Annotated in this window: 23 protein-coding genes; 14 read left to right on the forward strand and 9 right to left on the reverse strand. The window is 67.0% G+C overall.

The window, feature by feature from the left end:
• Nucleotides 1–5: 5 nt before the first annotated feature.
• From EAX62_RS07560 to lipB, 3 genes are all read right to left on the reverse strand, one after another.
• The gene (locus tag EAX62_RS07560) at nucleotides 6–773 is read right to left on the reverse strand and encodes a DUF4191 domain-containing protein (protein WP_121901104.1); all 768 of its coding nucleotides are present in this window, start codon (nucleotides 771–773) and stop codon (nucleotides 6–8) included.
• Complete coding sequence (lipA, locus tag EAX62_RS07565) at nucleotides 770–1,714, reverse strand: lipoyl synthase (RefSeq protein ID WP_121901105.1); 945 nt, start codon at nucleotides 1,712–1,714, stop codon at nucleotides 770–772. Before lipA ends, EAX62_RS07560 begins: the two co-directional genes overlap by 4 nt.
• Nucleotides 1,715–1,783: 69 nt before the next feature.
• On the reverse strand, nucleotides 1,784–2,467 hold the full coding sequence (lipB, locus tag EAX62_RS07570) for a lipoyl(octanoyl) transferase LipB (protein WP_121901732.1): 684 nt from the start codon (nucleotides 2,465–2,467) through the stop codon (nucleotides 1,784–1,786).
• A gap of 194 nt (nucleotides 2,468–2,661) precedes the next feature.
• On the opposite strand from lipB, the gene EAX62_RS07575 reads away from it, so the two are divergent.
• From EAX62_RS07575 to rarD, 4 genes are read left to right on the forward strand one after another with little or no spacing between them, the layout of a single operon-like run.
• On the forward strand, nucleotides 2,662–3,825 hold the full coding sequence (locus EAX62_RS07575) for a glycosyltransferase (RefSeq protein WP_121901106.1): 1,164 nt from the start codon (nucleotides 2,662–2,664) through the stop codon (nucleotides 3,823–3,825).
• Complete coding sequence (locus EAX62_RS07580) at nucleotides 3,822–4,892, forward strand: hypothetical protein (RefSeq protein ID WP_121901107.1); 1,071 nt, start codon at nucleotides 3,822–3,824, stop codon at nucleotides 4,890–4,892. The genes EAX62_RS07575 and EAX62_RS07580 overlap by 4 nt, the downstream gene beginning before the upstream one ends.
• Nucleotides 4,893–4,896: 4 nt before the next feature.
• On the forward strand, nucleotides 4,897–5,820 hold the full coding sequence (locus tag EAX62_RS07585) for a glycoside hydrolase family 130 protein (RefSeq protein ID WP_121901108.1): 924 nt from the start codon (nucleotides 4,897–4,899) through the stop codon (nucleotides 5,818–5,820).
• 30 nt (nucleotides 5,821–5,850) lie between these two features.
• Complete coding sequence (gene rarD, locus EAX62_RS07590; RefSeq protein WP_121901109.1) at nucleotides 5,851–6,759, forward strand: EamA family transporter RarD; 909 nt, start codon at nucleotides 5,851–5,853, stop codon at nucleotides 6,757–6,759.
• A 133-nt stretch (nucleotides 6,760–6,892) separates the two neighbouring features.
• Here rarD and EAX62_RS07595 read toward each other — a convergent pair whose 3' ends face one another.
• The 3 genes from EAX62_RS07595 to EAX62_RS07605 form a co-directional block, all read right to left on the reverse strand.
• A complete protein-coding gene (locus tag EAX62_RS07595) occupies nucleotides 6,893–7,990 on the reverse strand; it encodes a ScyD/ScyE family protein (RefSeq protein ID WP_233557862.1) in 1,098 nt (365 codons plus the stop codon).
• 230 nt (nucleotides 7,991–8,220) lie between these two features.
• Complete coding sequence (gene sucB, locus EAX62_RS07600; protein ID WP_121901110.1) at nucleotides 8,221–10,065, reverse strand: 2-oxoglutarate dehydrogenase, E2 component, dihydrolipoamide succinyltransferase; 1,845 nt, start codon at nucleotides 10,063–10,065, stop codon at nucleotides 8,221–8,223.
• 57 nt (nucleotides 10,066–10,122) lie between these two features.
• Nucleotides 10,123–11,526 (reverse strand): dihydrolipoyl dehydrogenase, encoded by a 1,404-nt coding sequence (locus tag EAX62_RS07605; RefSeq protein ID WP_121901111.1) that lies wholly within the window; start codon nucleotides 11,524–11,526, stop codon nucleotides 10,123–10,125.
• A gap of 171 nt (nucleotides 11,527–11,697) precedes the next feature.
• On the opposite strand from EAX62_RS07605, the gene EAX62_RS07610 reads away from it, so the two are divergent.
• Together EAX62_RS07610 and EAX62_RS07615 are read left to right on the forward strand one after the other, a co-directional pair.
• Nucleotides 11,698–12,489, forward strand: a complete 792-nt coding sequence (locus EAX62_RS07610; protein ID WP_121901112.1) for a hypothetical protein — start codon at nucleotides 11,698–11,700, stop codon at nucleotides 12,487–12,489.
• A gap of 110 nt (nucleotides 12,490–12,599) precedes the next feature.
• Nucleotides 12,600–12,935: a hypothetical protein gene (locus EAX62_RS07615; protein ID WP_147454055.1), complete on the forward strand. Its 336-nt coding sequence runs from the start codon at nucleotides 12,600–12,602 to the stop codon at nucleotides 12,933–12,935.
• A 9-nt stretch (nucleotides 12,936–12,944) separates the two neighbouring features.
• Here EAX62_RS07615 and EAX62_RS07620 read toward each other — a convergent pair whose 3' ends face one another.
• Nucleotides 12,945–14,441, reverse strand: coding sequence for a leucyl aminopeptidase (locus tag EAX62_RS07620; protein ID WP_121901114.1), 1,497 nt, complete (start codon nucleotides 14,439–14,441; stop codon nucleotides 12,945–12,947).
• 65 nt (nucleotides 14,442–14,506) lie between these two features.
• Here EAX62_RS07620 and EAX62_RS07625 point away from each other — a divergent pair, with 65 nt between their 5' ends.
• The gene (locus EAX62_RS07625; protein ID WP_199711203.1) at nucleotides 14,507–14,827 is read left to right on the forward strand and encodes a hypothetical protein; all 321 of its coding nucleotides are present in this window, start codon (nucleotides 14,507–14,509) and stop codon (nucleotides 14,825–14,827) included.
• Here EAX62_RS07625 and EAX62_RS07630 read toward each other — a convergent pair.
• Both EAX62_RS07630 and EAX62_RS07635 read right to left on the reverse strand, forming a co-directional pair.
• The gene (locus tag EAX62_RS07630) at nucleotides 14,800–15,006 is read right to left on the reverse strand and encodes a hypothetical protein (RefSeq protein ID WP_121901115.1); all 207 of its coding nucleotides are present in this window, start codon (nucleotides 15,004–15,006) and stop codon (nucleotides 14,800–14,802) included. The two genes, EAX62_RS07625 and EAX62_RS07630, sit on opposite strands and share 28 nt — an antisense overlap.
• Entirely contained in the window at nucleotides 15,006–15,710 is a 705-nt protein-coding gene (locus tag EAX62_RS07635; protein WP_121901116.1) for a DUF3043 domain-containing protein, read from the reverse strand. Before EAX62_RS07635 ends, EAX62_RS07630 begins: the two co-directional genes overlap by 1 nt.
• 161 nt (nucleotides 15,711–15,871) lie before the next feature.
• Between EAX62_RS07635 and EAX62_RS07640 the strand changes: the two genes are divergently transcribed.
• From EAX62_RS07640 to EAX62_RS07670, 7 genes are all read left to right on the forward strand, one after another.
• Entirely contained in the window at nucleotides 15,872–16,651 is a 780-nt protein-coding gene (locus tag EAX62_RS07640) for a PspA/IM30 family protein (RefSeq protein ID WP_121901734.1), read from the forward strand.
• On the forward strand, nucleotides 16,648–16,965 hold the full coding sequence (gene pspAA / locus EAX62_RS07645) for a PspA-associated protein PspAA (RefSeq protein ID WP_233557863.1): 318 nt from the start codon (nucleotides 16,648–16,650) through the stop codon (nucleotides 16,963–16,965). Before EAX62_RS07640 ends, pspAA begins: the two co-directional genes overlap by 4 nt.
• On the forward strand, nucleotides 16,962–17,843 hold the full coding sequence (locus EAX62_RS07650) for a glycerate kinase (protein ID WP_147454056.1): 882 nt from the start codon (nucleotides 16,962–16,964) through the stop codon (nucleotides 17,841–17,843). The genes pspAA and EAX62_RS07650 overlap by 4 nt, the downstream gene beginning before the upstream one ends.
• Nucleotides 17,844–17,928: 85 nt before the next feature.
• A complete protein-coding gene (locus EAX62_RS07655) occupies nucleotides 17,929–18,276 on the forward strand; it encodes a HesB/IscA family protein (protein WP_199711204.1) in 348 nt (115 codons plus the stop codon).
• Nucleotides 18,277–18,429: 153 nt separating this feature from the next.
• A complete protein-coding gene (gene ctaC, locus EAX62_RS07660) occupies nucleotides 18,430–19,296 on the forward strand; it encodes an aa3-type cytochrome oxidase subunit II (protein ID WP_456119769.1) in 867 nt (288 codons plus the stop codon).
• 44 nt (nucleotides 19,297–19,340) lie between these two features.
• Nucleotides 19,341–21,020: an aa3-type cytochrome oxidase subunit I gene (gene ctaD / locus EAX62_RS07665; RefSeq protein ID WP_325048818.1), complete on the forward strand. Its 1,680-nt coding sequence runs from the start codon at nucleotides 19,341–19,343 to the stop codon at nucleotides 21,018–21,020.
• Complete coding sequence (locus EAX62_RS07670) at nucleotides 21,017–21,415, forward strand: cytochrome c oxidase subunit 4 (protein ID WP_121901118.1); 399 nt, start codon at nucleotides 21,017–21,019, stop codon at nucleotides 21,413–21,415. Before ctaD ends, EAX62_RS07670 begins: the two co-directional genes overlap by 4 nt.
• Nucleotides 21,416–21,488 lie beyond the last annotated feature (73 nt).

Genomic DNA, 21,488 nt, shown 5'->3' on the forward strand with positions numbered 1-21,488 from the left:
GTGGATCAGCGGCCCCGCATGGCCTGGCGGGCGCCCTTGGTGGACATGGGCCCCTTCGGGACGGGCATCTTGGGCCGCATGGCATCCAGCGCGCGCAGCCGGGCTGCCACCTCGTCGATCTTGGCGGGCGCGAGCTGCTTGGGCAGCTTCTTGATGTGGGCCGTGAGCTTGTCCAGCGGTACCTGTCCGCCGCCCTTGCCCATCTGGATGACCTGCACGGCAACGCCGTAGGCCACCTGCTCATGCTTGCGCTTCTCGCTCGCGAGCTGGGCCTTGAGTGCCTTCGCATCCCCTTCGCCGATGAGCACGAGTCCGCCGGGGCCGAGGGCCCGGTGGATGACGTCGACGGAGTCGCGGTTGCGGGTGGCCGTGATGACGGGGGTGTACTTCCACTTCTTGCCCAGCATCTGCAGGGCCACCTCGGCGGAGCCTGCCTGGCCCTCGAAGCGTCGGTAGGCGGCCTTCTTGGCCCGCAGGACGAACAGGCCCATGGCGGCAAGGACGCCGACCGACAGTCCCAGAACGCCCCAGATGAGCGGTGAGCTCAGCAGGAAACCGATGATGAGGAACACGGCGAACACGCCGAGGCCGGCGCCGAGCAGGATCCACGGCAGGGGCTTGTCGTACTTCGCCGTGACCTTGTACGTCTCCGCGAACTGGCGCCACCGGCCCCAGTCGGCAGGGTCCTTCGAGTGCTTGCGGCGCTCCTTCTCCGCGCGCATCTCTGCCTTCTGCTTGGCCGCCAGGGCCTTGGCCTTCTCGCTTGCCATCACTTCTCCGTCGTACTCGTCTTCTTGCGGGCGTCCATGGCCGTGCGGTACAACCGGCCGGCTCGATAGGAGGAACGGACCAACGGCCCGGACAACACGCCAGAATAACCGATGTCTCTGGCCTCATCCTCCAGGGCCTCGAACTCGGCGGGCTCCACCCATCGGTCAACGGGAAGCAGGGTGGCGTTGGGACGCAGGTACTGGGTGATGGTGATGAGCTCCGCGCCCGCGTCGTGGAGGTCCTGCAGTGCGCTGGAGATCTCCTCGCGCGTCTCGCCCATGCCCAGGATGAGGTTCGACTTGGTGACGAGCCCCTTGTCCCGCGACATCCGGAGGACTTCCAGTGAGCGCTCGTAGCGGAAGCCGGGGCGGATGCGCTTGAAGATGCGGGGGACCGTCTCCACGTTGTGGGCGAACACTTCGGGGGCGGCGTCGAACAGTTGGTCCAGCAGTTCTGCCTTGCCGGAGAAGTCGGGGGCGAGCATCTCCACCCCGACGCCCGGGTTCACGGCGTGGATCTGGCGGATCGTCTCGGCGTAGAGCCAGGCGCCCTCATCTGCGAGGTCGTCGCGGCAGACACCGGTGACGGTGGCGTAGCGCAGCCCCATCTTCTTCACGGAAGACGCCACACGCAGCGGCTCGGAGGGATCGTAGCCCTCGGGTTTGGCGGACGTGATCTGGCAGAAGTCGCAGCGCCTCGTGCACTGGTCGCCCCCAATGAGGAACGTCGACTCCCGGTCCTCCCAACACTCGTAGATGTTGGGGCATGCCGCTTCCTGACACACCGTGTGCAGTTCGTTGTCGCCCACGATCGCCATGAGGTCCTGGTAATTCGGACCCATCCTGGCCGTCGTCTTGATCCACTTCGGCTTGCGCTCGATGGGCGTCTGTGAGTTCAGAGCCTCGACGCGCAGCAGCCGTCTGCCATCTGGTTTCACTGTCACGGGGTCAGCCTACTCGGTTGGCCGGTGCGGTCGTCTCCTGAGCGCAGCGCGAGCAAAGCCCCCAGGGGTTCACCCGGCGGGGGTGTAGCGCTCGAACGACATCATCTCGAGGAGGAACGGCTCCAAGTCGTGTGCCGTCCCCGCGACACTCCACTGGCCCGGCAGTTCTTCGGCCATCGAGGTGACGCCGGCGTCGGCGATGCCGCACGGAACGATGTTGGCGAACGCCCCGGTGCTCGGGGCCACGTTGAGGGCGAAGCCGTGGAGGGCGGTCCGTTGGGCGACGCGGACGCCGATGGCGCAGATCTTGCGCTCGGGTCGGTCGCCGTTGGCGTCGAGCCAGACCCCCGTGCGTCCTTCTATCCGGCGTGTGGTCAGCCCCTTGGCCGACAGCATGCGGATCACCGCCTCCTCGAGGCGCCTGACGTGATCCACCACTCCGATGCCCTCAGGGAGCCGGAAGATCGGGTAGCCCACGAGCTGGCCGGGTCCGTGGTAGGTGATCTTGCCCCCACGATCCACGTCGATGACGGGCGTCCCGTCGAAGGGCCGTTCCTGGGGTTCGGTGCGACGGCCCGCGGTGTAGACGGGGGCGTGTTCCACGAAGATCACGTGACCGGGACGAGCGCCCCGCGCCACGTCCGCGTGCACCAGCCGCTGGTAGTCCCAGGTCTGCTGGTAGTCGCTGAGGACCGGATCAGCACCGAGGCCCCGGTACTCGACGGTGGGGCGTCCCGACGCGTGGTCGTCCATGGGGATTGACGGGGGCAGCGGTGATGGCTTGGACAGCACGCGACCACACTACTCGTCGGCCCGACGGCGTACAGATCTTGTGTCCTACCACCCGTAGGGGTGGACCGTGGGGGGAAGTGCTGATAACACGGACGCGGAGGACTATGGTCGGGGCACAACCCTGTTGAGGGAAAATATCGCTGGGGGGTCTCGTGATGAAAGTTGCCATCGTTTCGACCTATCCGCCGCGCAAGTGCGGAATCGCGACGTTCGCCAAGGACGTGAGGGACTCGCTGCGTGCCCACACGGAAGAGGTGATGATTGTCGCCTCCGTGATGCGGCGCGAGGCTGAGCGCAGCGAGGTGATGACCCGGATCCGGCAGGGGGAACGCTCCGACTACTCCCGGGCTGCCACGATCATCAACCGTTCCGGAGCCGACGTTGTACTGGTCCAGCATGAGTTCGGGATCTTCGGTGGGGCGCAGGGAGCATTCCTTCTGGATCTCCTGCGCGATCTGGACGTGCCGTACTGCGTGACGCTCCACACCGTCCTGGAGAAGTTCACCCGAACCCAGGCGTCCGTGATGCAGGAACTGTGCGACGGTGCCGCTCTGGTGTTCGTGTTCTCGTCCCGGGCGAAGGATCTCCTTGCCGGGGCAGGTCTCGTTGATCCCGCCAAGGTGGCCGTCATCCCGCACGGCGCTCCGCTTGGACTGATCGACCCGGCCCACGACGCCGACCTCGTGGCGCGCCTGTCGAAACTGGTGGGCAGGGACACCGCCGGCCGCCCCGTCATGTCCACCTTCGGTCTGCTGTCACCCGGCAAGGGGCTGGAGCATGCCATCGAGGCGATTCCTGCCGTGCTGGAGGTGAGTCCGGACGTCCTCTACGTCGTGGCCGGGCGTACACATCCGGAGATCGTGAAGCGGCAGGGCGAGACGTATCGGGGCTCGCTGGAGTACCTCGTGGAGGTGCTGGGGATTGAGGACAACGTCGTTTTTGTCGACAAGTACCTCAGCGATGACGAGCTCGTCACGCTGCTGCGGTCCAGCCAGGTTTTCGTGACCCCCTACCCGGGAAGGGAACAGGTGGTCTCCGGGACGCTGTCCTTCGCCGTGGCAGCCGGCTGCGCAGTGGTCTCCACTCCGTATTACCACGCTGAGGACCTGGCGGAGTCGGGGGCGGTGGTCCTCGTGGACTTCGGTGACACACCCTCCCTTGCTCGCGGGATCGCAAGCCTCCTGGGTGACCCGGAGGCGCTGGCCCGGGCCCGTGCGGCCTCGCACGGTCTGGCCGCACAGATGTCGTGGGACGTCGTGGGTCAAAGGACGGCCCGGATGCTGGAGCTGTCCACGGACCGCGGGATGGTCACTGCGTGACCCGCGGGCACGGGCGCGCGCAGTGGGATGTGCTCCTGGCGACGCGCCACCTGGACGTGCTCGTCGACGACATCGGGATCCTGCAGCACGCGGATGGCTCTGCGCCCAACCTGTCGCACGGGTACTGCGTGGATGACGTGGCTCGCCTGTTGATCGTTGCCGCGGGGCTGCATCGGCGCCACCCGGAACGCGACGTGCACTGGCGGATGATGAACAGGGCACTGTCCTTCCTCATCGACGCCGAGGGCGGCGGTGTGATGCGCAATTTCATGTCGATCGAGCGTCGGTGGCTTGATGAGCCACACATGGGCGACCATGTGGGCCGCACGGTGTGGGGGTTGGGCGAGCTGCTGCGGCAGTTCCCGGACGTCGACTCCCTGGCCGTCCCCGCCCGCGACCTTCTGGATAGGTTGCTGCCGGCGTTGGAACGGCAGGACACCATCCACGAGTGGGCCTACTCGCTCCTGGGGTTGTCACGGTTGACCCCGGCGCAGTGGGGTCCACGACACGCGGGTGTGGCGCGGGACGGTTGTCGCTTCATGCTGGAGGCCAGGTCGGGACACGACGCCGCATGGCCATGGTTCGAGGACCGACTCACCTACGACAATGCCCGGCTGGCGCAGGGCCTCATCGCAATGGGCCACCGCGTGGGCAATGACGAGGCTGTCGCACTCGGCGCCGAGGCGCTGGGGTGGTTCTGGGGGCTGTGTGACACAGGCGCTCACGTCGACACCATCGGCAATGGGTGGCTCCAGCGGCGGCAGGACCACACCGCTTTCACGGGGGATGAACAACCAATCGACGTCGGTGGCCTCACGGAGGCATGTGTCGAGGCATTCTTGGTGCTGCAGGACGAGACATGGGCGGCGCGGGCCACAATGGCCTTCACGTGGTTCCTCGGTGTCAATCGGCTGGGACTGGCGTTGTTTGATGTGAACAGCGGCGGCTGCAGGGATGGGCTGGGGCAAACTGCCGTCAACAACAACCAGGGTGCCGAATCGACCCTCGCCTTCCTGCAGGCGGGGCTGGCGCTGGAAGGAGCGGGCACCACGGTGCCCGCGGTGTGACCACATGAGCGCTGAACTCTTGACCCGTTCCCCCCACAACCCCATCCTCACGGGTGACCAGTGGCCCTATCCCATCAACTCCGTCATGAACGCCGCGGCCACCCTGGTGGATGGGGAAACGCTGCTCCTGGTGCGGGTGGAGGACCGACGCGGCTTCTCGCACCTGACGGTGGCGCGATCCGCCGACGGGGAGACGGACTGGCGCATCGACGAGCAGCCCCTGATCGCGCCCGAGCACCACTACGAGGAGTGGGGTGTTGAGGATCCCCGCATCACGTGGCTGCCGGATGAGAACGTCTGGGTGATCGCCTACACGGCGTTCTCACCGCGGGGCACGATGGTGGCGCTGGCGCGCACAACCGACTTCGTCACCGTGGAACGTCTGGGACCGGTGGTGATGCCAGATGACAAGAACGCCGCGCTGCTGCCCTGCCGCGTCGACGGCGACTACCTCATGTACCACCGCCCGTCGCTCCGCAGCGAGATGCCCGGGGTGTGGTGCTCCCGTTCAACCGACCTCGAATCGTGGTCGGATGAGCGGCGGGTCATGGGCCCCCGGATGGGCAACTTCTGGGACTGCAAACGCATCGGCATGGGAACTCCGGCCATCTGGACGGAGCACGGGTGGTTGGCGTTCTACCACGGGGTCCGCGAAGCGGTGGCAGGGGACCTGTACCGGGTGGGGGCCGTCCTTCTCGACCTCGAGGATCCGGCCATCGTGACCCACCGCACCCAGGAATGGCTACTCAGCCCACATGAGGACTATGAGCGGATCGGCGACGTCCCCGGGGTGCTGTTTCCCTGCGGCGTGGTGGTGGAAGGCGACGCTCTGCGCCTCTACTACGGCGCTGCCGACACCTGCCTGGGGGTGGCGCACGGATCTCTCGCGCAGATCACACAGCACCTGCTGGGCTGTCCACCGGAATGATCCGACGGTGTTGGGTGCCATGATGCAGGGGTGAGAGCCGGAGTTGTCTACAGCGCAGCCGCCTACCTGCTGTGGTCGCTGTTTCCGCTCTATTTCACGTTGCTGGCCCGCTCCGGCCCACTGGAGATCATCGGCTACCGCGTGGTCTGTTCGCTCGTGTTCTGCGTGCTCATCCTCGCGGTGGTGGGCGGCTGGCGCGACGTGAGGGGCTTGCTGGCGCAACGTCGCACTGCTCTGATGCTGGTGGCCGCTGGGGTGTTGGTGACCGTGAACTGGACCGTGTACGTGGTGGGGGTGAACTCCGGACGCACCCTGGATGCTGCGCTGGGGTACTTCATCAACCCGTTGGTGGCCGCTGTCCTCGGCGTGGTGGTGCTGCGGGAAACCATGAGCCGGGTGCAGTGGGTGGCGTTCGTGGTGGGTGTTGTGGCCTGCGTCGTCCTCGCCCTCGGGTACGGCAAGGTCCCCTGGATCGCGTTCGGGGTCGCCAGCACCTTCGGGGTGTACTCGCTCGTCAAGAAACAGGTGGGGGCCAAGGTGACGGCGCTCTCAGGGCTGACCGTGGAGACGGCCACCGTGGCCCCCGTGATGGTGGCCTATCTGGTGTGGCTGACCCTCTCGGGCGGCTCAACCGTGGAAGTCGCCTCCCCCTACGGCCTGCTCATGATGGCGGCCGGCCCCATCACGGCCATCCCGCTCCTGCTGTTCGCGGCAGGTGCGCGGCGCGTCCGTCTCGTGACCCTGGGGATGATCCAGTACATCGCGCCCATCGGGCAGTTCCTTCTGGGATGGCTCGTCTTCCACGAGCCCATGCCACCGGAGCGCTGGGTCGGTTTTGCGCTCGTGTGGGTGGCCGTGGCCCTTTTTGCCGGCAGCGCATTGTGGCAATTGGCCCGCACATCAAGCAAGGTGCCTGCCCCCACAGTGGGTGAGAAGTGATGGAGCGGGCAGTCCTGGGGTGACGCGATACACCCTGGGAGCTGCAAAAGTGTCGGCCACCCGTGGAATGCGGCGTGCACCCCCGCCCTGATGGGGAAGGGGTGCACGCCGCCACGGGGCGAGGGGCGGTGCGTCACTTACCGCGTCGGGTGATCTCCACGATGGTGCCGGGAGCCTGGGACTCCTCGTCGCCGAGTGTGGCGGCCCAGACGGACCTGCCGCACGTCTCCACTGCCACGACGCCGGGCAGTTCGAGGAACGTGGATACCTTGCCGTGGTGCACCACGGAGATCTTCCCACCGAAGAGCTCCGCCACATAGATGTCGCCGTTGGGCGCCAGCGCGAGGTTTGTGGCGCCGAGGAATCCGGTCGCCACGGTCTTCAGATGCTTGCCGTTGGCATTGAGTCGATAGACCGACCCGCGAGCCCCCAGCACCGGCGATTCAGGCCCGCCCGGCAGTGTGGTCACGTAGAGCGCGCCGTCCCGGCCCACCTCGACGTCGGTGGGCACCGACTCGAAGTTGTACGTGATCCCCACGACGCACGCAGGCAGGCCCAGCGCCCCGGCCTGCTCGGCTGTGATCTTCAGAGGCTGTGCCGGCAGGACCGCCAGAGTGCTGAGCCTGCCGCGACGGTCAACCTTCCACACAACGTTGGCGCCGGCATCCGCGACCACCCAACCGTCGCCGTAGGCGGCCACCGAGTAGGCATGGGAATCCACCTCACCGGTGTAGGTGACGGGCAACCCGGCTGCGGTGAGCGCATCGGTGACGCACTTGCTGGGATTCTTGACGCCGTAGTGGATCACCTTGTCGGGATTGTTCTTCACCTCGAAGGCATGCGTGTCCACGTACGTCTTGTGCCCCCGCGGCCCCCAGATGTTCAAGCCGCTCTCGGTGTTGATGAAGCTGCCGGGATCGCTCACCGTGGTCGTGAACGCCATGGTCCGCCCGTTACGGGAGAGGGCCACGCCGGAGGCGCCGGGCTGATCCTTGGCCAGCGTGGTGATGGAGCCGTGCCGTGCCACCTTTCCGATGAGGTTCAGGCCGCCGTCCGCGACGAGGATTCCCCGCGACGTGACCTCCAGGTTGAAGGGGGCGGCGAGCGCCGTCGACACGACCGTTGTGTGCAGCGTGGGTGAGTCCTTGCCGTGTGCACCGGCCATCGTCGGTGTGGCCACGAACAAACCCACTGCGGCCAGGGCCGCGACTGCGTAACGCATTTTCCTCATGACGCCTCCAGAAAAGTGACGGGGCATGCGGCGTCGCAGGCGGCGCCGGAGGAGGGGGAGGCTCGGCGGGATCCTCTGGGAGGACTGGGTGCGTCGTTGCTTGCCGTGGGCTCCCAGTCTCCGCCCGACAAATATCCGGAGTCAATACTTGGAGCTGAAGAATCTGAGAAAAAACGGCCGGCGCGGGGATCCCGCGCCGGCCGTGGTATCTCGTGGTGGATGTCCGGGTGTTACAGGCCCAGTTCCCCGCCGAAGTCGCCCTCTTCGAGGCGAGCCTTGACGTGGCTGAGGAAACGGGCGGCGAGCGCACCGTCGACGAGTCGATGGTCGTAGCTCATGGAGAGGTACATCATGTCGCGGACCGCGATGACGTCCTGGCCGAACTGATCCTTCACCACCACTGGGCGCTTCACCAGTGCGCCGGTGCCGAGGATGGCCACCTCGGGCTGGTTGACGATGGGCGTGTCGAACAGCGTGCCTGCTGACCCGTAGTTCGTGATGGTGAATGTGCTACCGGACAACTCGTCCGGCCCCACCTTGCTGGCGCGTGTGCGGGCAGCGAGGTCACCGATCTTCTTGGCCAGTCCGGTGAGGTTGAGATCCCCGGCGTCCTTGATGACGGGGACGAGCAGGCCCTTCTCCGTGTCGACGGCGATGCCGATGTGCTCGCCGTCGGCGTAGGTGACGGTGCCGGCGTCGGTGTCAATACGGGCGTTGATCACGGGGAACGCCTTGAGCGCCTCGATGGCCGCCATGGTGATGAACGGCAGGTACGACAGTGATGCACCCTCGCGCTTCTTGAAGTCGTCCTTGGCCACCGCACGGATGCGGCTGATGGCCGTGACGTCCACCTCCACGGTCGCAGTCAGCTGCGCCGACACCTGCAGGGAGTGGACCATGCGGTTGGCGATGGTCTTCCGCAGACGGCTGAGCTTCTCCGTGGTGCCGCGCACCTCCGGCTTGGCCGCGGGGGCCGGCTGCGCGGAGGGCCTGTCGGCTGCTGCCGAGGCTGCAGGCTTGGCTGCTGCCTGCTTCGCGGCTTCCTTGGCTGCCTCCCCAGCGGCGAGCACGTCCTGCTTGCGGATACGGCCGCCCACACCGGTGCCCTTCACCGATGTGAGGTCCACATCGTGCTCGCGTGCGAGCTTGCGCACGAGCGGGGTGACGTAGGTGGCGTCCCCGTCGGCTTCGGCGGCCCGGCGGGCCACAGCCGCCCGAACGGCGGGCGACTGCTCCTGCGACGGCTTCGCAGCGGGCTTGGAGGGTGCCTTTTCCTGTGGCGCCTCGTCGGCAACCTCGGCGGGAGGCGTCTTGCTCGGCTTCACGTCTTCGGGATCTGTGCCGGCCTGCGTCGGGGCAGCCTTCGGGGTTGCCTGCTTCTGCTCGGGCTCGGCGGCGGGTTCGACCCTGGCCCCGGCGTCGGCTGCACCGACGACGGCCAGAACGGCGCCCACCTCGGCGACGTCGTCCTCCTTGAAACGGATCTCCAGGAGCGTGCCCGCGACGGGGGAGGGGATCTCGGTGTCGACCTTGTCGGTGGAAACCTCCAGGAGAGGCTCATCGACTTCCACGGCCTCGCCCACCTCCTTGAGCCAGCGAGAAATGGTGCCCTCGGTGACGGACTCACCCAACGCGGGCAGTGTCACCTCGGTGCCGGAGCCGCCGGAGGCCGGGGTCGAGGAGTCACCCTCGACGTCGTCCGCGGCCTTCGCCAGGGCGCCGTCAGCGGCCTCCTGTGTGGCGTCCTCGGGGACTTCTTGTGCCTGTGCCTCGTCCTGCTGGGAGGAGTCCTCGGCGGAGGGGGAATCGTCGGATGAGTCCGAACCTCCCGCGTCGGCGGCGTCGCCGACGATGGCGAGGACGGCGCCGACCTCGGCGATGTCATCCTCCTCGAAGCGGATCTCGAGCAGCGTGCCCGCCACGGGTGACGGGATTTCGGTGTCGACCTTGTCGGTGGAAACTTCCAGCAGGGGTTCGTCGACCTCGACGGTTTCTCCGACGGCCTTCAACCATCGGGAGACGGTTCCTTCAGTGACGGATTCGCCCAATGCCGGCAGCGTTACTTCGGTTGACATGGTGACAATTGCTCCTTCGCGGACCTGGAGTGTTCTCCCCAGCAACACTATCCCCTGTCAGGAGTGCATGTGCAGGGGACTGCCCGCCAACTTCAGGTTCGCCTCCGCCAATGCCTCGGACAGGGTGGGGTGGGGATGGACGATGTCGCGCAGGTCCTCGGGTGTTGCGCCCCAGCCCACCAGGAGTGCTCCCTCGGCGATGAGTTCCGCCACGTCGTCGCCGACTGCGTGAACGCCGAGGATCTCGCCGCCACTGCGACGTATCACGCGCACCAGCCCGGTCTCTCGCTCACCCGGTGGCCGGGACATCAGCGCCCGACCATTGCCGCGCAGCGGGTAGTCCGCCACCTCGACGGGTCCCTCCGCCTCGGCCTGCGTCGTGGTGAGACCCACCGAGGCCACCTGCGGATGCGAGTAGGTGATGCGGGCGATGTCGCTGTCGGCACACAGGGTGGTGCGGGACGAATGCTTGCCCTGGGTGTGGGCGATGTGTTCGGCCAGGAACAGGCCGTGCGCGTAGCCGCGGTGGGCGAGCTGCGGTCCCCGGACGACGTCGCCGGCGGCATAGACGCCCTTGACGCTCGTGCGCAGTGAGCTGTCCACGCTGATGTGCGCCCCGGCACGTTTCACCCCGGCCTCGTCGAGGCCGATTCCCTCCAGCATGGGTCGGCGCCCGGCCGCCACCAGCAGCACGTCCGCCTCCAGCGTGTCACCGCCCAGTTCCACGCGGACGCCGGAATCGGTGGCGTGGGCAGCTGTGATGGGACAGGACAACAAGACGTCCACGCCGCGTTTGACCAGTGCAGCCTGCAGGACTTTGGCCAGGTCAGGTTCCTCGGTGGGGAGGAGCGACGGGGTTGCCTCCACGAGTGTCACGGCCACGCCGAGGTCGGCCCACATCGACGCGAACTCCACCCCGATGACCCCGCCCCCCAGCACGATGGCCCGCTCGGGCAGCGTCGAGCGCTGGAGTGCATCCCAGCTCGTCAGAATCCGGGTGCCGTCCACGGCAAGCCCCAGGGTGATGGGTTCCGCGCCGGTGGCGATCACGACGGCGCGGGCACGCAGCACGGACCCGTCCACGTCGATGCCCGGCCCGCGCTGGTCCGTCACCAGGGAGCCGCGGGCGTTGACCAGCTTGATGCCGCGGGAGGCGATCAGCCCCTGGAGGCCCTTGTGCAGCTGACCCACGACGCCGGTGGCGTAGCCCAGGACGGCAGCCGCGTCGACGTCGCCCAGCGTGGCCCCGATCCCGAAGGCGGAGGCTGAGATGACGCTCTGCCTCACCTTGGCGGCCTGCAGCCAGCTCTTGGTGGGTATGCAACCGCGGTGCAGGCAGGTGCCACCCACTGGCCCCTCGTCGACCAGGGCCACGGACAGGCCCAACTGTGCGGCGCGCAGGGCGCAGGCGTAGCCGGCTGACCCGGCACCGAGGATGACGACGTCGAATTCCTGACTCATGGACGTCAGTCTGTCACGGGCGCCTCCGGGGGCCGGGCACGGTGAGTGCGCGCAACAGGGGCAATGGGCTCTGCCGCGCGCCCCGTGATGCCAAAGGTGCCTGTCAACCGCTATTCTCTTGCCCGGGTCACTCGGCCCGCACCCACGCATCCCCCCAGGAGTCCCAGCAACGTGAAGCTCTTCAAGAAGGTCGGCGCGCTCACCAGCGCCAGCGCACTGGCCGGCCTCGCCGTGTTCGCCGGCGCCGTCAGCGTCGCCAACGCTGCCCCCGTCACCCTTGTCATCGCCCCCAACTACGTCGTTCCAGGCGAAAGCGTCACGGTCACCATTGATGGGTGCAGCGTCGGTTCAACCCTGGACTTGATGGAAAACGGTGAGCCCTCGCTGAGCGAGACGGTCATCGAGGGCGGTCTCCCCTGGACGGCTGAATTCGGCTACAAGGAACTCGAAGCCGGAACGGTGTATGACTTCTCCGTCACCTGCACCCCCGCCGAGGGTTCCGACGAGGCCGTCACCTCCGCCAGCGACACCGTCACCGTCTTCGGTGCGAGCTACCTCGAGGCCGAGCCGGACACGTTCCACACCGGTGAGACCGTCAGCATCACAGCGGGCGACTTCCTGCCGGGCACTGCCGTGACCCTGGCTGTCATCCCGTCGGGCTCCGAGGTCTCCGTGTACTCGAGCGCGCTCGGAACCGCTGCCGACGACTTCTCCGTCACGGGCGACGTCGTGTTCCCCGAGGACCTCGAGTGCGGCACCTACACCGTCGAGATCACCGGCGGCGACGACTCCGTCTCCGCCGAGCTGAGCATTTGTGGGGCCACCACCCCCGAGCCCAGCCCGTCCCCGTCGGTCTCCGCCTCAGCGACCCCGACGCTCGCCCCGTCCGCCTCGCCCCAGCCGAGCGCCACGGCCTCGCCGACGCGGCCGACCAACCCCGGCCTGCCGTCCACCGGCAACTGATTCCGCTACTCGCTGACCAGCCATCCCCGTCCTGCCTCGGCAGGGCGGGGATGGCTGCGTCCGGGTCCCCGTATAGGGCCACTGTGGGAAGTCACGGCATACTGGGGGGCGTGGGTTGGTTCAGCAGGAAAAAGCAGCAGGCGCAGGTGGCCCGGGACGCCCGTGAGGTCCCCGACGTCCTCCGGGATCACCTGTCGAGTTTCGTGACCACCCGGCGAGGCGTGGAGGCGTGGCTGGAGCAGCCCACCAGCTTCAACAAACCGTCCATCCTTCTCGTGGCTGCCGACGGCGAATCGACCCGGCGCGCCCTCCCGTCCATCGACTACGGGTACGACTTCGCCGCTGGCCACGACATCCCCGCCTACGATGCGGGCGTCGTCCCGTACCCCAGCCGGATGCGTGAGTACGGGGTCCGCCACCGGAGCCAGCGGACCCCCCACGCGTGACGCCGGGCGTCAGCCCGCGAGCTGACGCGCCAGCGCGACCAGGGTGCGTACTGCCACCCCTGTTCCGCCCTTGGGCGTGTAGCCGTACTCGCCGTCCTCGTTGTTCGCCGGCCCGGCGATGTCGAGGTGGCCCCATGCAACGCCCTCGGGAACGAACCGCTGCAGGAACGCACCGGCAGCCAGTGCTCCGCCGTAGCGGTTCTTGCCCCCGGAGCGCATGTCGGCCACGGAGGATTCGAGTTGGGAACGGATCTCGTCGGTGATGGGCAGTTGCCAGAACTCCTCGCCGCCCGCCTCGGCAGCATCCAGCAGGCGATCAGCCGTCTCGTCATCGCTGGCCATGAGCCCACCCACGCGCATTCCCAGGGCGACCATGCAGGCGCCCGTGAGGGTGGCGACGTCGACGATCATCTGGGGCCCGTCAAGAGCTGCGCGGGCGATGGCGTCCGCCATCACGATGCGACCCTCGGCGTCGGTGTTGTAGTTCTCCACGGTCTGACCGTCGAACATGGTCATGACGTCGCCGGAGCGGTAGGAGGTGCCGGACGGCATGTTCTCGGCCATGGCGGCGTAGGCCGTGACCTTGATTTTCAGACCCAGCGCCGCGATGGCACCCACGGCTGAGATCACGGCTGCGGCACCGGACATGTCGTACTTCATCCCCGCCATCTGCCCGGCGGGCTTGATGTCCAGGCCGCCGGAGTCGAAGGTGATGCCCTTGCCCACCAGTGCCAGGTGGAATGATGCGCCGCGGGGGGCGTACTGCATCCGCACGAGTCGCGGGCGGTTGGCGGAACCCCCGCCGACGGCGAGGATGCCGCCGTAGCCGCCCTTCTCGAGCGCCTTCTCGTCCAGAACCTCGACGGTGACACGCTCGTCACGGAGGCTTGTCCTCGCGGCCTCGGCAAACACTGCCGGTGGCAGCAGGTTGGGGGGCGTGTTGGTCCAGTCGCGGGCCTGACACACAGCGTCGGACACCACGCGGGCCGCGTCGAGGGCCCCGCGCACGTCCGTGCGACCTGCCGAGACGACCGTGACCGCGGCCACCCTGGGGGAGCGTGCGACCGTGGAGAACTTCTCGGGCTCGTAGGCGCCGAGGATGGCGCCCTCCGCGGCCGCCTGGACCAACTCGGGGCCGGCCAGTTCCAGGGACACCGACACCTTCAGCCCCACGGCGTCCGGGATCTTCGAGGCGGCACGCAGGGCGGCTCCGACGGCGCGACGCAACTGGTCGGGCGTCACGTCGGCGTCACCGAGGCCCACGATGACCACGCGCTGGTTGGCGGGTGGAAGCACCACGGTGGCTTCCAGCCTCGTCAAGCCGCCGAGCGCCAGGGCGAGTGTTCTCAGCGGTGTGCCGAAAGCCTTCTGATAGGACTTCTCGAGGTCGCTGGTGGCTCCCACCAGTGTCGGCTCCCCGCCGACCGCCGTGAGGCCCAGGACGACGATGTCGGCGTCGCGCTCAATGTTCTTCGACAGGCTGAGGTTCGGGTTGTTTCGAGTCACGGCATCAGCCTACCCATCGGTTCGCCGGTTGGGGGTTCAGGGGTGCGGCGGGTAGCTTTGCCCCCGTGACGAGACGGGTTGCGCTGTGGGCGTTCGTGATTGCTGCGTTGGCACTTGCCGCGTGGGGGGTTGCGACGTGGGTCGCCCCGTCCACACAGTGCCGCGGCGAGCAGATGGGCCCCGGCGACGTGTGCAGCTATTCCAGCTACACCGACGTGGAGACGACCCGCACCCAGACCTACGAGGAACGCGTGGCGGCCGCCCGCCAGTCGGCCCCTGTCGTGGTGGTTCTGGGGTTGGCGGCCGCAGGGTTCGGCGTGGCCGTGGCGTTGCGGGGGCAACCACGGGAGGCGTCGGCTCAGGCGTCCAGCGACATCGGCCCGTAGACCGGGCGCTCTTCCTCGTACAGCGTGACGTCGGCGACGCCGCACTCCACGAGGTCCGCGAAGAACGACGACAGCCACTCCTCTGCCCGCCCCTGGTCCTCGAACCGGGGCATGAGGCCCTCCTTCTGCAGCGACTCGGGGGAGTACGAACCGGAGCCCGGCTTCCACCAGTACGCCATCAGATCGATGCCCCGCGGGCCACCCTCGGGCCAGGGCGACGGAAGCGACGGATCATGAGCGAACGGTTGAACATGTACATCAGAAGGCCGCGCTTGGAGGCGTTGGGCACCCGCTGGGCCAGGACCTTCTTGAATCCCGACCACATGACAGCGGTGTTGATGAAGGACAGGCCCAACAGCACCCACAGACCCAGTGCCAGGTAGGTGCTCACACCGAGCCAGCGCGTGGTGGCCGCCACACCGGCCATGAGGACGAGCATGGCGGGAAGCATGAACTCGGTGATGGTCCACCGCACGTCGATGTAGTCACGCAGGAGGGTTCGCTCCGGTGAGTTCTCCACCTTGTCCCAGGTGTCAACCCGGGACTTGTAGCGGGAGTCGCGGTCGGCGCGTCGCTGCTCCGACTTGCTCAGGTTGGGGTGAAGTCGCTGCATGCGATCCGCCTCGGCCTGCCTGCGCGTGGGGGTGGCACCCTCCTTCTTCTGCGGGGTGCGCGTCACGACTCTGGGCCCGGCGGGGGCCTCGACGGTGGGGGCCGTGGCCGGGGAGGTTGCCGTGGCCACCGCCCGCTTCTCGCCCTTGGGTGTCAGGGAGGAGATCCGGCTGCTGCCGGTCGCCTTCTCCTGCGGGGCGGTGCCTGGCGCGTCGGCGGCTTTGCGCTCGTAGGGGCGGAACAGTCCCACCGGGTGTCCTTCCAGAAACATCGGAACCCCTGCGCTCAGGGCGGGCGAAAGGGTGTGGCGTGCAACCCCCAGTCTAAACCAGAGGGAATGACCAGGGTTCCATCAGGGTGCTGGGGCCCACGGCGGACGCGTCATGAGGGTACCGTGGGACCCTCCGGCAACAGATGTGGAAGGACTATCTCGTGGCAGGCATTTTTGAGCGCATCGCCTTGATGTTCAAGACCAAGGCGAACAAGGCACTCGACAAGTATGAGGACCCTCGGGAGACCCTCGACTACTCCTACCAGCGTCAGCTGGACCTCCTCCAGAAGGTGCGACGTGGTGTGGCAGACGTCGCCACGAGCCGCAAGCGCGTGGAACTCCAGGCGCAGAAGATGAACTCCGAGGTGGAGCGTCTCCAGGTGTCCGCGCAGCGTGCACTCGAGGCCAACCGCGAGGACCTGGCGCGGGAGGCGTTGACCCGGAAGGCGGGGCTGCAGGAGCAGCTCTCCGACTTGCAGACGCAGCACGCGCAGCTTCAGGGCGAGGAGGAGAAGCTGGTACGCGCCAGCTCCCGCCTCCAGGCCAAGGTTGACGCCTTCCGGACCCGCAAGGAGACCATCAAGGCCACCTACTCCGCCGCCGAGGCGCAGACCCGGATCAACGAGGCGTTCTCGGGCATCTCGGAGGAGATGGGCGACGTGGGCCTCGCGATCCAGCGTGCTGAGGACAAGACACTGCAATTGCAGGCACGCGCTTCAGCGGTGGACGAGTTGCTGGCCTCTGGTGCGCTGGAGGACCCGTCCGGCACCTACAAGGACGACATCACACGCGAGCTGGACGCTCTGGCGTCCGACACCTCGGTGGAGAACGAACTGGCTGCGATGCGCGCCCAGCTGACGGGTGGCGCCCCCGCGACCCCGCAGATCGACGCACCGGAGACCACCGTCACCACCGACAGGACGCAGGGGGAGCAGGCATGATCATCCGCATCATGGGACTCGGCCAGTGGTCGATGGAACCTGACGAGCTCCTGGCGCTGAACGGCATCGACGAAACCGTTGAGAGGGCCGTCGCAGCCGGAGACCAGACAGCACTCAGCGCCGCGCTGGCGGAGCTGGTGGCCGGGGTGCAGAAGGTGGGCACCCCCGTCCCCGACGACGTCATCGTGGAGTCAGACCTCGTGCTGCCCGACCCCGAGGCCACGGTCGAGGAGGTTCAGGCGCTGCTCGACAGCACCAAGGAGTTCTACGGGTTGATTCCCGACACCCATGAGGGCGAGGACGTCCGTCCTTGAGAGTTCTCGTGGCAGCCGACGCCATGGCGGGCGTCGGCCCCCGGGACGCGTCGGAGATCATCGGAGGGGCCTTCGCTGACGCGGGGGCACAAGTGGCTGTCGTGCCGCTGGTCGACGGCGGGCCCTGGTTCCCGGACGCCGTCTCCGCATTCGACGCTGACGCCGTCGTCGTGCAGCCTGCCACGCTGCAGGACGCCCTCGACGCGCTGTCGACGGCAGGGGCGTCCCTGTACCTCGACCTCACAGGGCTGACACGCCATGCATGGGCGGAGCTCGTGCAGGTGGATCGCCACCGGCTTGAGGCGTTGCGCGCAGCAGCGCCGCATCGCGATGTGGTGGCTGTGGTGCGATCCGGCCAGCAACGGTCAGCCCTCACGGGACTCATGGGGGTCGTGGCGGAGCGTGGCCGACTCGAGGGAGGCGACCTGGCCGACACACTGTCCAGTGACGCACTCGCCTCCGCGTGGCTGAAGGACCTTGGCCTGGACGGCACGGCACCGGGTGCGGGCGCGGCTGACGGCGTGGGCGCCATCGTCCTGGCCTTGGGCGGCCGTGTCGCATCCGGCATCGACGTCTGCGTCGACGGTTTCGACGTCACCGCCACCATGAAGGCCGCGGACCTCACCGTCACCGGTGCCTCCGTACTCGACTTCCACGCCGTTGGCGGGGACGTCGTGAAGGAGGTCGCACGCCTGGCAACTGAGGCGCTGCGTCCGGTGATTGCCGTCGTGGGACGCAACTTCGTCTCCTCGCGGGAACTCCGGCTGGCGGGCATCGAATCGGCGCACCCCGTTCTGGAGGGTGCAGGCGAGGACGAGCCCATCCCTGCGCAGGTTGCGGACGTGGCCGCCCGCGTGGCCAGATCGTGGATCTGGTGATTGCCGGACAGGGTATTTCGGTGGCAGCGCTACAGCGCGTAAACTCGGGCCAGTCAACATCACTTCACCCACAATTGGAGCCACTGTGACCGACACACAAGCTGTAACAACGGGCGTCATCCTCACCGACGTCGCCGTCGACAAGGTGCGTGCGCTGCTGCAGACCGAGGGTCGCGACGACCTCCGCCTGCGTATCGCCGTGCAGCCGGGCGGCTGCTCCGGTCTGCGCTACCAGCTCTATTTCGACGATCGCGACCTGGACGGTGACGTCGTCAACGACTACGACGGCGTCAAGGTCGTCACGGACAAGATGAGCGGCCCCTACCTGGGAGGCGCCAGCATCGACTACGCAGACACCATCGACAAGCAGGGGTTCACCATCGACAACCCCAACGCGGGCGGTTCATGCGCCTGCGGTGACTCCTTCCACTGAAGTCCGCTTAGCTGACCCGCAGTGCAACAGGGCCACCCCGTCTGGTACAAGTGCCGTGGGGTGGCCTTTTGCGTTATCCTTTGGGTCTCAGTGACAGCCCGTCGCGAAAACCCTCAGGGGCAGGCGGCGAGAACGCTCGACGAAAGGCAACTGGTGAGTGTGGAAGTAGCGGGCAAGTCCCGGTTGGGACGTGTCGGACGCCGGTCGGCCGCAGCCCTGTCGACGGTGGCCCTGGTGGCGCTTGCTGGCTGCTCAGGCCAGGGCGCCCGGCTGGGGCTTCCGGTGCAGGCGTCTGCCGAGGGTTCCAACATGAGCAACCTGTGGATCGGCATGTGGATCGCGGCCTTCATCATCGGAGGCATCGTGTGGGGGCTGATCGGCTGGGCCGTGATCGTCTACCGCCGCCGCGACGGTGATCGGCCCGCCCCCCGGCAGACCAAGTACCACCTTCCTCTGGAACTGTTGTACACCCTCGTTCCGTTCCTGATCATCGGTGTCCTGTTCTTCTACACGGTCAGGGCGCAGGATGCCCTCGTGTCCCAGGACGGTGAACCGGACGTCACGGTCAACGTGATCGGCCAGAAGTGGTCGTGGACGTTCAACTACATGGAGCAGGACAACCCGGCCATCGGCACCAATGCCCACGACGTGGGCACGCTGCAGGAGATCCCGGACCTGTACCTGCCGGTGGACCAGAAGGTCCGTTTCAACCTGAACTCCGCCGATGTGATCCACTCGTTCTGGGTGCCGAGCTTCTACTTCAAGATGGACGTCATTCCCGGCCATCCCAACTCGTTCGACGTGACCCCCAACCGGATCGGCACGTACGACGGCAAGTGCGCTGAGCTGTGCGGCACGTACCACTCCCTGATGTTGTTCAAGGTGCACATCGTCAGTGAAGAGGACTACAACGCACACGTGAAGGAACTCGCCGCCAACGGCAACGCCGGCGAGGTGCTTGTCCCCAACAGCTCCGTCAACACGCTTCCGAACACCGAGGCCGAGGAGGACCAGCAGTGACCACCCAGACCGCTCGAGTTGCCACGCAGGCGGAGGCGCGCCCGGTGCGTGTCGCCGACACCGCCCTCGGCACGAAGGTGGTGAAGTACATGACGTCGACCGACCACAAGGTCATCGGCAACATGTACTTCGTCACCACGATGATTTTCTTCATGTTCGGTGGTGTCCTGGCGCTGTTCATCCGCGCCGAGCTCGCCAACCCGGGTGTGCAGTTCCTGAACTACGAGACCTACAACCAGTTCTTCACCATGCACGGCACCATCATGCTGCTGATGTTTGCGACGCCACTGTTCGCGGGCTTCGCCAACGCGCTGATCCCGTTGCAGATCGGCGCCCCTGACGTGGCGTTCCCGCGTCTCAACGCCTTCTCCTTCTGGCTGTATGTGTTCGGGTCCCTCATGGCCTGCGTCGGCTTCCTGATGCCGGGCGGCGCCGCCAGCTTCGGCTGGTTCGCCTACGCCCCCCTCAGTGACGCCATCAACTCTCCGGGTTTCGGATCCAACCTGTGGGTGATGGGCCTCTACATCCTGGGTCTGTCGACCATCCTCGGCGCCGTGAACTTCACCACCACCATCATCACCATGCGCGCCCCCGGGCTCACGATGTTCCGGATGCCGATCTTCACGTGGAACATCCTGGTGACGTCGCTCATGGTCCTCATCTGCTTCCCCGTGCTGGGTGCGGGCCTGCTCGTCCTCGGCGCCGACCGCGTCCTGGGTGCCCACATTTTCGACGCCAGCCACGCGGGCGCCGTCCTGTGGCAGCACCTGTTCTGGTTCTTCGGGCACCCCGAGGTCTACGTCATTGCCATCCCGTTCTTCGGCATCATCACCGAAGTCCTGAGTGTCTTCAGCCGCAAGCCCGTGTTCGGCTACTACGGCCTGGTGTTCGCGACGCTGGCCATCGGCGCCCTGTCGATGTCGGTGTGGGCGCACCACATGTTCGCCACCGGCGCCGTCAACCTGCCGTTCTTCTCGTTCATGACGTTCATGATCGCGATCCCGACGGGGGTGAAGTTCTTCAACTGGATCGGAACCCTCTGGCGAGGATCCATATCCCTGACGGCGTCGATGCTGTTCGCCATCGGTTTCCTGGTCACGTTCCTGTTCGGTGGCCTCACCGGCATCATCCTGGCGAGCCCAGCGTTGGACTTCCACGTCACCGACAGTTACTTCGTGGTGGCGCACTTCCACTACGTGGTGTTCGGCACCGTGGTGTTCGCGATGTTCGCCGGGTACTACTACTGGTGGCCCAAGTTCACCGGCCACATGCTGAACGAGACCTGGGGCAAGGTGCACTTCTGGCTGTTGTTCTTCGGTTTCCACATCACCTTCCTCGTCCAGCACTGGCTGGGTGTGGCAGGCATGCAGCGACGCATCGCTGACTACGGCGCATGGGAGGGCTTCACCTTCCTGAACCAGGTCTCCACGTTTGGCGCGTTCCTGCTGGGCATCTCCATGCTCCCGTTCCTGTGGAACGTCTGGATCACTCGCAAGTCCCCGAAGGTTGAGGTCAACGATCCCTGGGGTTGGGGCCGTACGCTGGAGTGGGCCACCTCGTGCCCGCCGCCGCGTCACAACTTCGACTCCCTGCCCCGCATCCGTTCGATGCACCCCGCCTTCGACCTGTCCCACCCGGACCTGGCGGAGGAGGACGAAGCGGAGTTCGCCGAACTCTTCGATGAGAACGACGAGTCCAAAATCGCGGAAGGACAACTCACGTGAGGCCAGAGAAGCTCGTCTTCGCATTCATTGCCGTCTTCTTCGCGGTGGTGACCCCCATCTACTGGTTCATGGCTCATGAGGTGGCTGGGACCTTCGTGCTGGGCTTCGCCGGTGTGCTGGGCGCCATGATCGCCGGCTATCTGGCGATTGCTGCCCGCGGCTTCGACCCACGCCCGGAGGACCGCCGCGACGCGGAGGTCTACGAGGGTGCCGGCGAAGTCGGCTTCTTCCCGCCGCAGAGCGCGTGGCCCATCATGGGTGCACTCGTCGTCACGCTGATCTTCCTGGGCCCCGGCGTGGAACAGCCGTGGATCACCCTGGTGGGCATCGGCGTCGGCATCTGGGCGTTGTCCGGTTGGGTCCTGGAGTACTACCGGGGCGACTACCAGCACTGAGCATCAGAGCACAGATGAAGGCCCCCGTCGCATGTGCGACGGGGGCCTTCGTCTGTGTCTCCGGGGACGGGGC

The sequence above is a fragment of the Tessaracoccus antarcticus genome (assembly GCF_003688855.1).
GTDB classification, from domain to species: Bacteria; Actinomycetota; Actinomycetes; order Propionibacteriales; family Propionibacteriaceae; genus Arachnia; species Arachnia antarctica.